Origin of the sequence: Pseudomonas oleovorans subsp. oleovorans, assembly GCF_002197815.1 — a bacterium.
Lineage (GTDB): Bacteria > Pseudomonadota > Gammaproteobacteria > Pseudomonadales > Pseudomonadaceae > Aquipseudomonas > Aquipseudomonas oleovorans.
Genome location: NZ_NIUB01000002.1, coordinates 116,262 through 128,657 on the forward strand (window position 1 = coordinate 116,262; position 12,396 = coordinate 128,657).

Genomic DNA, 12,396 nt, shown 5'->3' on the forward strand with positions numbered 1-12,396 from the left:
TTCTCCTTACCGCCCCAGCACGGCAATCACCGCAGCCAGGACACAGACATACAAGGCACAATCGAACAGGGCTTCGTGCCAGATCCAGCGCGACAGCCCGATGCGCTGCAACCCCAGGCGCAACACGCCGGTCAGCAACAGCGCCAATACCGCGTAGGCCGCCATCGGGCTCAGCAATACGCCGCCCAGCGACCATTCATGCAAACCCATGCGCTCCTCCCTCCAGAACCAGTGTACGACCTGCTGCGCGTCGGCCCTGCTGCGTTAAAAACAGGCTCAGACTGCTCATTTACCGCTTGTAAACTCCGCGTCTTCGCCTGTTTTTGCCTTGCACGGCTCTAGCTCGCTAGGCCCTACACAGGTTCTGAGTTGGCACCAGTGGCGCCAGCCGTTCTGCAGCTGCAACAGCGCCGCCTCGGCCAGACGTTTGTCGATGCTCGGCGTGCAGGCGCGCAGCGCCTCTTGCAGTTCGACCACCGCTGCGTTCAGGTCATCTTCACCGCCTGGTGCAGGACCACGCTCCAACGCGTCGTCGAGGCGCTCCAGGAAACGCCGCTGCGACCGCGCCAGGCCAGCATCGGCATTGGCCAGGCACTTACGCAGGTGCAGCAACTCGTCGCCCAGATCAAGCCCGGCCACGCCATCGTCCCAGCGGCTGCGCGCCTGATCCGGCCGCGCCGGATAATGCCGCGCCAGCTGCAACAGACGATCAGCCATGCGCCCGCCGAACCAGTTTTCGGCGCGGCCCAGATCGCGCCGGGTCAGCCGCCCGAGATCGACCAGGATCGCCTGCATCAGGCGACGGCCATGCCAGACCGGATTGCGCAGCACCACCAGCTTGAAGGCCATCACCGCACAACCCACGCCCATCAGCATGCCGGGCGCTTCGTTGAGGAAGAACTCGACGTTGTAGCCGACACCCGGCGCCGGCAGACAGAGCACGATGAAGTGCAGGCAAAACGAGGTCGAAGTCGCAGCCGTCGCCGGCTTGGCCATGCCAAGCACACCAAAGAACAACGGCACACCCAGCACCATGCAGAGCATCACGAAGCCGTCGATCTGCGGCATCAGAATCTGCCCGACGAAGAACGCCACTGGCAGTGCGTAGAAGATGCCGCGCAGAAACATCATGCCGATCTGCGGCGCCGCTTCGAGCCGGGCGAACAGGCTGCACACCACGCAGGCCAGCAGCAGCGCACCGGTGGCGTGGGTCCAGCCAGTGGCCAGCCAGAATGCAGCCAGAACCAGGAAGGTCAGCGCACTGCGCGAGCCATACACCAGCGCAGTCTGCCAGTCGTAGTGCCAGGACAAGGCGCGCGGCGCATCGGCCGGCGCTCTGCCCTCCTCGACTGCGAGCAAGGCACGACTGGCGTCCTCGACACGCAACAGCAGCACCATCAACCGCTCCAGGAACAGCTGCTGGCCACTGCTCAGTTCTTCGTCCTGCGCCGCCTGGCGCAGTTGCTCGACCAGCTCCAGCAGGCCCGCTGGCTGCTCCTGCTGCAGGCGCTCATCCACCATTTGCAGCCAGGGCGCAACGCTCTGCGCTTCGGCGCTGCTCAACTGTCGCCACTGCCGCGCCACGCCACGGGCCAGACGCAACATGCCGAGCAGATCGCGGCTCAGTACCCTCAGCGCCACGGCGCGCTGACGGCCACGCGCGCCCTCGAACCAGGCGTGCTCCCGCTGAGCATCCACGGCGACGATGCGCGCCAGCACTTCCAGCAAGCCTTGCCGCGAGTCGGCTTCACCCGCCAGCGCCTGGCGCGACGCCGCGACGCCGGCCTGCCAGGCGTTGCGCGCCTGCTGCGCCAGTTGCCGTTCGACGCGCTGCGGCCAGAGCAAGGCGCTGCTTAGGGTCGCGCAGATGATGCCCAGACAGATTGCCGTGCAGCGGGCGATGGCTTCATCGAACACCACATGCGGCTTGCCAATGGCCGGCAAGGCGATGATCGCCACGGTGTAGCCGGCCAGCACGAAGGCGTAGGACCAGGCGCTGCGCAGCATGGTCGAGGATGCCGTGCACAGCGCCAACCACAAGGCGAATGCCAGCACGAACAGCAGCGGCGCCTGGGCGAACAGCCCCATCATCACCACGGCCATGAAAGTACCGACCAGCGTGCCGAGCAGCCGCGCCAGGCCCTTCTGCACCACCATGCCGGACAGCGGCTGGGCGACGATGAACGCGGTCATCAGCGCCCATTGCGGCTGTTCCAGACCGAAACGCAGCGCGCACCACAACGCCAGACCACCGCCGAGTAGGGTCTTGATGGCGAATTGAACGGCTTGTGAGCTTGGCGCGAGAAACGCCAGCAAGGAATCACGCACGGTGGCTACCTGAAGAAATCTCAGCTCTGAACATAGCTGTAGCTATTGAGTTGCGCTTCCGTGCGAAATTCAATTATTAGCTAGCTAAGCATTTATGTCCAGAAGGTGCCGCGATCTCAGGCTGGCAGCGCGCAAATAAAAAAAGGGCGACCGAAGTCGCCCGAATTGCCTTGCGTGCCCAGTGAACTGGAAGGATCAGCTCTGCTTGCGCTTGTGCGCATCCTTCCAGATGAAGTAACCAACCCCCCCGAAGAACGCGACCATCAGAAGTACGGTGCCGACTCCGGCGAGAACCACTGTATCGACGAACATGGGCTGCCTCCTGTTGTGCCTGTCTGTCTGGGATGGCTTCACGTTATCAGCACGAGCGGCGGGAAAATTGACCTGGATCAATGGCTGGAGAGCAGGCGTGACCAGGCCTTGGGGAATACTGACCCAGGTCAAGAAATCGGGGGGGGGGTACGGGGCGCGAAGCACAGCCTGGCAGCTGTGCCTGACACGCAAACGGCGGGAGTTTCAGCGCTTCTTGGGTTTGCTCTTGGACTTCTTCCTGCCCTTGCCCAGCGGCAATACCTGCTCGAACACCTGGCGCATCTCGTTGAGGCGCTTGTCGTTAAGATCGTGGATACGCTTGTCGCGCTCGGCGGCGAAGTCGATCAGCTTGTCGTCATTGCTCATAGCGGAAACCGGATCAGGCGAAAGGTCAGGTTCAGGCGTGGCGCGCAGCGTTGGCGCGTCTTCGCCACTTGATGTTGCCAATGATGCTGGGTTGGCCCGCGCATGACCAGTAGCGAAGCATGCTCCAGCGTCAGCGAATGCTCGATGCGCATGCTGCCAAGCCGACGCAGATCGAAGCGCCGGCTGCCGCCCAGATTGAGCGAGGCGATCAACGGATTGCGCCCCAGCTCAGGCTCGGCATCGCTGTGCCAGCCCATGGAGTCCTGGCCGTCGCGGTAATGATTGAGCAGCACGGCATTGAGCGATTGCTCGACTTCTTTCTCGACCCGTTGGCGAATCTCGTCCAGCAGCGGCGTCCAGGGCAAGGGCTCGTGGATCTTCCCGGAATAGCGGTAACGCGCCTCGGGCTCGCCATACCAGGCGGTCAGCCGTGGCGTGCGGTGATAGCGACCATGGATGAACAACTCGGGTTGCTGCCAGGGCGTTTGCTCGACCAGTGCTTGCAGCCAGCTATCGGCCAGGGCAGCGTCGACCCAGCCGGGCAGATAATCCAGCTCGGCATCGGCAAGTGCGGGCAAGGGGTCGGCGAACAGCATCGTGAGGTCTATGAAGAAGAGGATGAAATCAGTGTCTCAGACTTCAACGTCTACCCACAGCCCCTGCCTGGGCAGATCACCTAGCGCTTGCTCCAGCTCTTCCGGCTCGGCCTCAGCCAGTTGCTCGGGGGTGTAGCCGCGCCGCTGACGACGACGCTGCTCTTCACGCAGCAGCTCCTCGGTTTCCTGCGGGTGCCGCTTGTCCAAGCTCAGCGCACTTTCCTTGGCGCTCTCCGAAGCCGGGGTCACCGGAGGAATCTCGGGCCTGGGCTTGATCACGTCTTGCGTAGCAGTGACCGGCACCAGACTGTGGGGGATCGGCGGTAGCACGTTGCAGCACCTCCTTTGGTCAGGCTGTCGGCCCCGTGAGCCGCGACTTTAGCCGGTGCTCGCTACACTTTTGACTAAGCCGCACGGCAATAGTGTCATGACTGCTTTGGCCGTGGCGCTGCATCCGTTACCATAGCCGGCTTTTCACGCGGGAGACAGACAGGCATGGCGCAATATCAACCGGGGCAACGCTGGATCAGTGACAGCGAAGCGGAATTGGGTCTGGGAACCATCCTCGCCGAGGATGGCCGCCTGCTCACCGTGCTTTACCCGGCCACCGGCGAAACCCGCCAGTACGCTACGCGCAATGCTCCGTTGACCCGTGTACGCTTCGCCCCGGGTGACGAGATCACCCATTTCGAGGGTTGGAAGCTCACCGTGCAGGAAGTCGAGGACGTCGACGGCCTGCTGGTCTACCACGGCCTCGATGCCCAGCATCAGCCGGTCACCATGCCGGAAACTCAGTTGTCGAACTTCATCCAGTTCCGCCTGGCCAGCGACCGCCTGTTCGCCGGCCAGATCGACCCGCTGGCCTGGTTCGCCCTGCGCTACCACAGCCTCGAACACAACAGCCGCCTGCTGCAGTCGTCACTCTGGGGCCTGGGCGGCGCCCGCGCTCAACCGATCGCCCACCAGTTGCACATCGCCCGTGAAGTGGCCGACCGCATCGCCCCGCGCGTCCTGCTGGCCGACGAAGTGGGCCTGGGCAAGACCATCGAAGCCGGCCTGGTGATTCATCGCCAGCTGCTCTCCGGCCGCGCCAGCCGCGTGCTGATCCTGGTGCCGGAAAACCTGCAGCACCAGTGGCTGGTGGAAATGCGCCGGCGTTTCAACCTCGACGTCGCCCTGTTCGACGCCGAGCGTTTCATGGAAAGCGACGCCAGCAACCCCTTCGAGGACTGCCAACTGGCGCTGGTCGCCCTAGAGTGGCTGAAGGAAGACGAGAAGGCTCAGGACGCCCTGTTCGCCGCCGGCTGGGATCTGCTGGTAGTCGACGAGGCCCACCACCTGGTCTGGCACCCGGAACAGGCCAGCGCCGAGTATTCGCTGGTCGAGCAGCTTGCCGAGGTCATCCCCGGCGTGCTGCTGCTCACCGCCACCCCGGAGCAGCTCGGCCAGGACAGCCACTTCGCCCGCCTGCGCCTGCTCGACCCGGCCCGCTTCCATGACCTGGAAGCCTTCCGCGCCGAAAGTAGCCAGTACCGCCCGGTGGCCGAAGCGGTACAGGAACTGCTCGACCAGGGCAGGCTCAGCGCCCAGGCGCGCGACGCCATCGGCGGCTTCCTCGGCGACGAAGGTCGCGAACTACTCGATGCCATCGACGGCGGCGACGAACAGGCGCGCGCGCGCCTGGTGCGCGAGCTGCTGGATCGCCACGGCACCGGCCGCCTGCTGTTCCGCAACACCCGCGCCGCCGTGCAAGGCTTCCCCGAGCGCGAACTGCACCCCTACCCGCTGCCGAGTCCGGACGAATACCTGGAGCTGCCGATCGGCGAGCATGCCGAGCTGTACCCGGAAGTCAGCTACCAGGCGCAGGACGAAGTGGACGAGGAGCAGCGCTGGTGGCGCTTCGACCCGCGCGTCGAGTGGCTGATCGACACCCTGAAGATGCTCAAGAAGTTCAAGGTGCTGGTGATCTGTGCCCACGCCGAAACCGCGCTGGATCTGGAAGACGCCCTGCGCGTGCGCTCCGGCATCCCGGCGACGGTGTTCCACGAAGGTATGAGCATCCTCGAGCGCGACCGCGCCGCCGCCTACTTCGCCGACGAAGAATTCGGCGCGCAGGTGCTGATCTGCTCGGAAATCGGCTCCGAAGGCCGCAACTTCCAGTTCGCCCATCATCTGGTGCTGTTCGACCTGCCGGCTCACCCGGACCTGCTCGAACAGCGCATCGGCCGTCTCGACCGCATCGGCCAGAAGCACCGCATCCAGTTGCACGTGCCTTACCTGGAGAACAGCCCGCAGGAACGCCTGTTCCAGTGGTACCACCAGGCGCTGAACGCCTTCCTCGCCACCTGCCCCACCGGCAACGCCCTGCAGCACCAGTTCGGCCCACGCCTGCTGCCGCTGCTGGAAAACGGCGACGATGGCCAGTGGCAACAACTGGTGGAAGAAGCCACCGCCGAGCGCATCCGTCTGGAGGGCGAGCTGCACAGCGGCCGCGACCGCCTGCTGGAGCTGAACTCCGGCGGCGCCGGTGAAGGCGAAGCACTGGTCGAGGCGATCCTCGAGCAGGACGACCAGTTCACCCTGCCGATCTACATGGAAGAGCTGTTCAACGCCTTCGGCATCGACAGCGAAGACCACTCCGACAACGCCCTGATCCTGCGCCCCAGCGAGAAGATGCTCGATGCCAGCTTCCCCCTGGGTGACGACGAAGCAGTGACCATCACCTACGACCGCGAGCAGGCCCTGGCCCGCGAGGACATGCAGTTCCTCACCTGGGAACACCCCATGGTGCAAGGCGGCATGGACCTGGTGCTGTCCGGCTCGATGGGCAACACCGCCGTCGCGCTGATCAAGAACAAGGCGCTCAAGCCTGGCACCGTGCTGCTGGAACTGCTCTACGTCAGCGAAGTGGTCGGCCCGCGCAAACTGCAATTGGGGCGCTTCCTGCCGCCAGCGGCGCTGCGCTGCCTGTTCGACGCCAATGGCAACGACCTGGCCGCCAAGGTTGGTTTCGAGACGCTCAACGACCAGCTGGAAAGCGTACCGCGTGCCAGCGCCAACAAGTTCGTCCAGGCCCAGCGCGACGTACTGGCCAAGCAGATCAACGACGCCGAAGCCAAGGTCATGCCGCGCCATGTCGAGCGCGTGAGTGAGGCCAAGCGCCGCCTGATCGCCGAACTGGACGAAGAACTGGCGCGCCTGGTCGCCCTGCAGGCGGTCAACCCAAGCGTGCGCGACAGCGAGATCAACGCCCTGCGCGAGCAGCGCGAACAGAGCCTGGCAATGTTCGACAAGGCTGCCCTGCGCCTGGAAGCCATCCGCGTACTGGTTGCAGGCTGACGCTGAACGCAGTGGGTGCAGGTATCGCCCTCACCCACCGTACAGCGGCACGATCTGCCACTCGCTTTGGCACCTCTCGCATTGGCAAGCGTCCAGCCACTGGCCATAGTTGCGCATCCGATAACACAGGGAGTCTTGTCATGCGCTGGTTGCTGCTCGGTCTGGTGGGTGCTGCGGTCTTTATCTACGGCCGGATCAGCGGTGATGTGCAACTCAGCCTGCTGAGCAAAGGCATCCCGGTGATCGCCCTGCTGCTCTGGCTACGCCAGGCACCCGCCGGCACCTACCGGCGCTGGATCGGCATTGGCCTGCTGTGTTCTCTGCTCGGCGACATTCTGCTCGACTGGCCGCAAGACCTCTTCGTATTCGGCCTCGGCGCCTTCCTGCTGGCTCATCTGGCCTACCTGTACGCCTACTGTTCCGACAGCCGCCGACTTGCCTTGCCCGCCCTGCTGCTAGCACTGCTGGCAGGCGCAACGATGTTCGCCGTACTGGCGAGCGGCGGCTTGGGCAGCCTGCTGATTCCGGTGGCCTGCTATGCCATGGCAATCTGTCTGATGCTCTGGCGGGCCCTGGCGCGTCTCGGTCAGCCTGGCCTGCAAACACGTTCGGCCTGGCTGGCCGTCGGCGGCGCGACGCTGTTCATGCTCTCCGATAGCCTGATCGGCATCGATCGCTTCGTCGTCAGCTTCGACGCCGCGCCCTATGCCATCATCCTCACCTACTGGCTCGGCCAGTGGGGTATTGCCGCTTCGGCCTTCGAACGCACCAAGACCTAGCAGGCGATTGATACCCCTGCCAGGCAGCGGGAAAGCCCTGACGGCAGGCGCGCACTTGGCTAAAATGCCGGCCTTTCCCGCTACCCGTTGCGATTGCCGTGAGCCAAGAACCTGATCGTCTGTTCGCCCAACCTCTGCCCGAGGTGCCCGACTTCGTCTTCAACGAGGACGTGGTGCGGGTCTTCCCCGACATGATCAAGCGCTCGGTGCCCGGCTACCCGACCATCGTCGAGAACATCGGCGTACTCGCCGGCCAGTTCGCCGAGGCGCACACTACACTGTATGACCTCGGCGCCTCGCTCGGCGCGGTGACCCAGGCACTGCGCCGCCATGTAAAAGCGGACGGCTGCCAGGTGATCGCGGTGGACAACTCGCCAGCCATGGTCGAACGCTGCCGCGAATACCTGCACGCCCAGGACGCCATGTTCCAGGAGCTGCTGCCGGTGCAGGTGATCGAAGCCGACATCCTGGCCCTCGACCTGCACCCCACCTCGCTGGTCACGCTCAACTTCACCCTGCAGTTCATCCCCCCGGAGCGCCGCCTGGAATTGCTCACGCGCATTCGCCAGGCGCTGCTGCCCGGTGGCGCGCTGATTCTCTCGGAAAAGCTGCGCTTCGAGGATGCCGCCGAGCATGAGCTGCTCACAGAGCTGCATGTAGCCTTCAAACGTGCCAACGGCTACAGCGAGCTGGAAATCGCGCAGAAACGCAGCGCCATCGAGAAGGTGATGCTACCCGACAGCCTCCAGCAGCACCGCGAACGCCTGCTGGCTGCCGGTTTCAGCAAGGTGGTGCCCTGGTTCCAGTGCCTTAACTTCGCCTCGCTGGTGGCCCTGCCATGATGCGCGACCTGGATCTCGACGCGCTGCAGGCGCAACTGGCCGGCACCCCGCTGCTGGACTGGGCTTGTGAGCTGCCCGGCCAGCTCGATGCCAAGCTGGCCATCGGTCACGGCGACCTGGCGCGCTGGTACGGCGCCGTGCAGGCACTGCCTGAGTTACCGGTGAGTGAGGTGGAGCTGCTGCAGCGCTTCGCCTTCGGCGGCGCCTGCGATGACGCCACCCGCGCGCAATTGAAAACCGCTCTGCAGGGCCTGATTCCCTGGCGCAAGGGGCCGTTCGAGCTGTTCGGCGTACACATCGACACCGAATGGCGCTCGGACTGGAAATGGCAGCGCGTCGCCCCGCACCTGGATCTGCGCGGAAAACGCATCCTCGATGTCGGTTGCGGCAACGGCTACTACATGTGGCGCATGCTCGGTGCAGGCGCAAACAGCGTGGTCGGCATCGACCCCAACTGGTTGTTCCTCTGCCAGTTCCTGGCGATGAAGCGCTACCTGCCGGATCAACCAGTGTGGCACCTGCCACTGGCCTTCGAGGAGCTGCCAGCCAAGCTGCAAGGCTTCGACACGGTGTTCTCCATGGGTGTGCTGTACCACCGTCGCTCGCCCATCGACCATCTGCTCGACCTGAAGGATGCCCTGGTCAAGGGCGGCGAGCTGGTGCTGGAAACCCTGGTGGTCGAAGGCGATGCCGAGCAGGTGCTGGTGCCCGAAGACCGCTACGCGCAGATGCGCAATGTCTGGTTCCTGCCCTCGGTGCCGGCCCTGGAGCGCTGGCTGCGCCGCGCCGGCTTCGAGGATGTGCGCTGCGTCGACGTCAGCACGACTTCGGTGGAAGAACAACGCGCCACCGAGTGGATGCGCTTCCAGTCGCTGCCCGAGTTCCTCGACCCGGCCGACCACAGCCGCACCGTCGAAGGCCTGCCGGCACCGACCCGCGCCGTGCTTGTCGCGCGCAAGCCCTAGGCACAGCGAGTCTCGTAGGGCGGGTGCAACCCGCCAGACTGCAATTGGCGGGTTGCACCCGCCCTACGGTCGCAGCCAACGCGCACGCCGCTGGGCAATCAAAAGCAGCGGCTCACCGGCGCCCTGCTCCACCACACCACGGGCGCTACCCAGACGAATAGCCCCCTCGGTGTCCTGCGCCAATAGACGACGCATGCGCCGACGCCAGAACCAGGCACCAATCCAGTCGACGATTGCGTTCTGCAGATCCAGCGGCCACATGGCCGGCATGTAGAACTCGGGCATGGCCGGGCGCGACTTGTCGTACTTGCTCGAACTGTTCATGGCATTTCCTCCGTTTCGCTGCCGGCCTGTGCCGGGCTTACGATCAGAATGAAACGCGCCTATCGTTCAAAAAAACGACAAATACCAAAGACCTAATTAAGTAATGTTTAACGATCATGAACATGACAGCCACGACCGCCCTGCCGCTTCTGGAAAGCGATGTGTTGCGCACCTTCGTCGCCATCGCCGACAGCGGCAGCTTTACCCGCACCGCCGCCCAGGTGTTTCGTAGCACGGCAGCCGTCAGCCTGCAGATCAAGCGTCTGGAGGAAACACTGGGCCAGCGCCTGTTCTCCCGCGAGGCCAGGCGCGTGCAACTGACAGCCGAAGGCGAGCTGCTGCTGGGCTACGCCAGACGTCTGCTCAAGCTCAACGAAGAAGCGGTGGCACGCTTTCTCACCCCGACGCTGACCGGCCGCGTGCGCTTCGGTACGCCGAACGATATCGGCGACCGCGTACTACCGAGTGTTTTGACTCTGTTCGCCTGCAGCCATCCGGCCGTGGAGGTCGAGGTCAATGTCGGGCGCAGTGTGGATCTGGTGGCGAAGCTGGATGCCGGCGAGCTGGACCTGACCCTGATCAACGCCGGCAACGACGGCCTGGATGATGCGCGCGGCGAAGTGATCTATTCGGAGGAGCTGGTCTGGGCCGTGCGTGACGGTGGCCTGGCCATGCAGCGCTCGCCCTTGCCGCTGGCACTGGCCAACCCCGGCTGCGCCTGGCGCCGCACCGCGCTCGATGCACTGGATCGGCAGGGGCTTGCCTATCGCATCGCCTATTCCTGCGAGCAGTGCGCTGGCCAGGAAGCGGCGATGACCGCCGACCTGGCCATCGCGCCTTTCCCCCGCAGCCTGGTCAAGCCGCCGCTACGCCGACTCGGCGCAGAACAAGGCTTGCCCGCCCTTGGCGAGTACCACATCAAGCTGATTCTCGGCCATCAACACAACGACACCGTCGAGGCGCTCGCCAGGCAGATGGTTCAGGCTTTCAGCCAGGATTGAACGAACGAAGTGGGAGGCGCTTCAGCGGCGATAGACCATCGAAAGTCGCGGCTGAAGCCCCTCCCACAAAGTACGCTAGCCGCGGTAGGCAGCCGCGACGATCAGCGCTTTCATCTCGGCGACCGCCTGCTTGAAGCCGACGAACAGCGCATGGGCGACGATGGCGTGGCCGATGTTCAGTTCGTTGATGCCGGGAATCGCGGCCACGGCCTCGGCGTTGTGGTAGTGCAGCCCATGACCGGCATTGACGATCAGCCCGTGGTTGAGGCCGCAAATGACGCCATCACGGATACGCGACAGCTCATGCGCAGCTTCTTCTGCCGTATGGGCATCGGCGTAACGACCGGTGTGCAGTTCGATAACCGGCGCGCCGACGCGCATGGCCGCTTCGATCTGCCGCTCTTCAGCATCGATGAACAACGACACCTCGCAACCCGCCAGCGTCAGACGCTCGACCGCTGCGGCGATACGCGCTTCCTGCCCGGCCACGTCCAGACCGCCTTCGGTGGTCAGTTCCTGGCGAGTTTCCGGCACCAGGCACACGTGCGCCGGACGGATCTGCTCGGCGAAGCCGAGCATGAAATCGGTGACGCCCATTTCGAAGTTCATCCGCGTCTGCAGCACGTCGGCCAGCACGCGCACATCACGATCCTGGATATGTCGGCGATCTTCGCGCAAGTGCACGGTGATGCCATCGGCACCGGCTTCTTCGGCGTCCAGCGCAGCCTTGACCGGGTCCGGGTAACGCGTACCGCGAGCCTGGCGCAGGGTGGCGACGTGGTCGATGTTCACGCCGAGCAGAATACGATTGGCCTCAGTCACGCTTGGACTCCTTGAGCGTCATGAAAAGTTCGCGGCTGACCAGGGGCCTGCCGCCAAGATGGGGTGCCAGCGCCTGGCGCATCAGGCGCTTGGCGGCGGCCAGCGCGCCCGGCGTGTGCCAGTCGGCTTCGGCCATGGCCAGCAGCTCGCGGCCCTGAAACACACCGGGTTGCAGTTGTACCACCGGCACCAGGCCGATGTCCTGCTGCCAACGGTAAAGTGCCGTTGGATCGATGGGTTGGTCGTGCAGGTCACGATCCAGGGCGAAACCGTAGCCCAGCTCGTCAAGCAGGCGCCATTCGAACGCGCGCAGCAGCGGCTCCAGCGCCCGGCCGGCAGCCAGTGCCTGCAGCGTCAGACCGTAGTGTTCGAGCATCACGGGGTGCGGGTCTTCGGCCGGCAACAGGCGGATCAGCAGTTCGTTGAGATAGAGACCGGAAAACAGCGCCTCGCCCGTCAACAGCAGCGGAATACCGGCGCTTTCCAGGCGGCCGACGGTCTTCAGCTCACCGCGCCCACGCAGCTCCAGTTCCAGCGGGGCGAAAGGCCGGGCAATGCTGCCGACCTTGCCGCGCGCGGCGCGCAGCACCGCGCGAATACGGCCCTGGGCAGTGAAGAAATCCACCAGGGCGCTGCTTTCCTTGTAGGGACGGCTATGCAAGACATAAGCGGCAAGCTGCACGTTGCAAGCCTCAGGCAAAAGCCGCGCAGCACTGAACTGG

At 64.6% G+C, this 12,396-nt stretch carries 14 protein-coding genes; 5 read left to right on the plus strand and 9 right to left on the minus strand.

The window, feature by feature from the left end:
• Positions 1-6 precede the first annotated feature (6 nt).
• From PSOLE_RS01515 to PSOLE_RS01535, 6 genes are all read right to left on the minus strand, one after another.
• Entirely contained in the window at positions 7-210 is a 204-nt protein-coding gene (locus tag PSOLE_RS01515; RefSeq protein WP_017361610.1) for a DUF1656 domain-containing protein, read from the minus strand.
• 75 nt (positions 211-285) lie between these two features.
• On the minus strand, positions 286-2,328 hold the full coding sequence (locus tag PSOLE_RS01520) for an FUSC family protein (protein ID WP_244597259.1): 2,043 nt from the start codon (positions 2,326-2,328) through the stop codon (positions 286-288).
• Between the two features lie 195 nt (positions 2,329-2,523).
• Positions 2,524-2,640, minus strand: a complete 117-nt coding sequence (gene ccoM / locus PSOLE_RS24890) for a cytochrome c oxidase subunit CcoM (RefSeq protein ID WP_017361612.1) — start codon at positions 2,638-2,640, stop codon at positions 2,524-2,526.
• A 204-nt stretch (positions 2,641-2,844) separates the two neighbouring features.
• Positions 2,845-3,006, minus strand: coding sequence for a hypothetical protein (locus PSOLE_RS24205; RefSeq protein ID WP_004423904.1), 162 nt, complete (start codon positions 3,004-3,006; stop codon positions 2,845-2,847).
• A complete protein-coding gene (locus PSOLE_RS01530) occupies positions 3,003-3,602 on the minus strand; it encodes an alpha-ketoglutarate-dependent dioxygenase AlkB family protein (protein WP_004423902.1) in 600 nt (199 codons plus the stop codon). Before PSOLE_RS01530 ends, PSOLE_RS24205 begins: the two co-directional genes overlap by 4 nt.
• Positions 3,603-3,638: 36 nt before the next feature.
• On the minus strand, positions 3,639-3,932 hold the full coding sequence (locus PSOLE_RS01535) for a hypothetical protein (protein ID WP_004423901.1): 294 nt from the start codon (positions 3,930-3,932) through the stop codon (positions 3,639-3,641).
• Positions 3,933-4,097: 165 nt separating this feature from the next.
• Here PSOLE_RS01535 and rapA point away from each other — a divergent pair, with 165 nt between their 5' ends.
• The 4 genes from rapA (at position 4,098) to cmoB (ending at position 9,527) form a co-directional block, all read left to right on the plus strand.
• The gene (rapA, locus tag PSOLE_RS01540; RefSeq protein ID WP_074855637.1) at positions 4,098-6,941 is read left to right on the plus strand and encodes an RNA polymerase-associated protein RapA; all 2,844 of its coding nucleotides are present in this window, start codon (positions 4,098-4,100) and stop codon (positions 6,939-6,941) included.
• A 140-nt stretch (positions 6,942-7,081) separates the two neighbouring features.
• Positions 7,082-7,720: a lysoplasmalogenase gene (locus PSOLE_RS01545; RefSeq protein WP_004423899.1), complete on the plus strand. Its 639-nt coding sequence runs from the start codon at positions 7,082-7,084 to the stop codon at positions 7,718-7,720.
• A gap of 98 nt (positions 7,721-7,818) precedes the next feature.
• The gene (gene cmoA / locus PSOLE_RS01550; RefSeq protein ID WP_004423898.1) at positions 7,819-8,562 is read left to right on the plus strand and encodes a carboxy-S-adenosyl-L-methionine synthase CmoA; all 744 of its coding nucleotides are present in this window, start codon (positions 7,819-7,821) and stop codon (positions 8,560-8,562) included.
• Positions 8,559-9,527 carry a tRNA 5-methoxyuridine(34)/uridine 5-oxyacetic acid(34) synthase CmoB gene (gene cmoB, locus PSOLE_RS01555; protein ID WP_074855635.1) on the plus strand — a complete coding sequence of 323 codons (969 nt, stop codon included), beginning with the start codon at positions 8,559-8,561 and terminating at the stop codon, positions 9,525-9,527. Before cmoA ends, cmoB begins: the two co-directional genes overlap by 4 nt.
• Before the next feature lie 63 nt (positions 9,528-9,590).
• Here the strand turns inward: cmoB and PSOLE_RS01560 are convergent, their stop codons facing one another.
• Positions 9,591-9,851, minus strand: a complete 261-nt coding sequence (locus PSOLE_RS01560) for a hypothetical protein (RefSeq protein WP_074855633.1) — start codon at positions 9,849-9,851, stop codon at positions 9,591-9,593.
• Positions 9,852-9,967: 116 nt separating this feature from the next.
• Between PSOLE_RS01560 and PSOLE_RS01565 the strand changes: the two genes are divergently transcribed.
• On the plus strand, positions 9,968-10,852 hold the full coding sequence (locus tag PSOLE_RS01565; protein ID WP_074855631.1) for a LysR substrate-binding domain-containing protein: 885 nt from the start codon (positions 9,968-9,970) through the stop codon (positions 10,850-10,852).
• 75 nt (positions 10,853-10,927) lie between these two features.
• Here the strand turns inward: PSOLE_RS01565 and pdxJ are convergent, their stop codons facing one another.
• Both pdxJ and recO read right to left on the minus strand, forming a co-directional pair.
• The gene (gene pdxJ / locus PSOLE_RS01570) at positions 10,928-11,674 is read right to left on the minus strand and encodes a pyridoxine 5'-phosphate synthase (RefSeq protein ID WP_074855629.1); all 747 of its coding nucleotides are present in this window, start codon (positions 11,672-11,674) and stop codon (positions 10,928-10,930) included.
• Positions 11,667-12,356 (minus strand): DNA repair protein RecO, encoded by a 690-nt coding sequence (gene recO, locus PSOLE_RS01575; protein ID WP_074855627.1) that lies wholly within the window; start codon positions 12,354-12,356, stop codon positions 11,667-11,669. The genes pdxJ and recO overlap by 8 nt, the downstream gene beginning before the upstream one ends.
• Between the last annotated feature and the right edge of the window lie 40 nt (positions 12,357-12,396).

Bases quoted from the DNA above. Each gene is read 5' to 3' on its own strand.
- PSOLE_RS24205 (WP_004423904.1), bottom strand. From the start codon at position 3,006: ATGAGCAATGACGACAAGCTGATCGACTTCGCCGCCGAGCGCGACAAG.
- PSOLE_RS01560 (WP_074855633.1), bottom strand. From the start codon at position 9,851: ATGAACAGTTCGAGCAAGTACGACAAGTCGCGCCCGGCCATGCCCGAG.
- PSOLE_RS01545 (WP_004423899.1), top strand. From the start codon at position 7,082: ATGCGCTGGTTGCTGCTCGGTCTGGTGGGTGCTGCGGTCTTTATCTAC.
- cmoB (WP_074855635.1), top strand. From the start codon at position 8,559: ATGATGCGCGACCTGGATCTCGACGCGCTGCAGGCGCAACTGGCCGGC.
- ccoM (WP_017361612.1), bottom strand. From the start codon at position 2,640: ATGTTCGTCGATACAGTGGTTCTCGCCGGAGTCGGCACCGTACTTCTG.
- rapA (WP_074855637.1), top strand. From the start codon at position 4,098: ATGGCGCAATATCAACCGGGGCAACGCTGGATCAGTGACAGCGAAGCG.
- PSOLE_RS01565 (WP_074855631.1), top strand. From the start codon at position 9,968: ATGAACATGACAGCCACGACCGCCCTGCCGCTTCTGGAAAGCGATGTG.
- PSOLE_RS01515 (WP_017361610.1), bottom strand. From the start codon at position 210: ATGGGTTTGCATGAATGGTCGCTGGGCGGCGTATTGCTGAGCCCGATG.
- PSOLE_RS01530 (WP_004423902.1), bottom strand. From the start codon at position 3,602: ATGCTGTTCGCCGACCCCTTGCCCGCACTTGCCGATGCCGAGCTGGAT.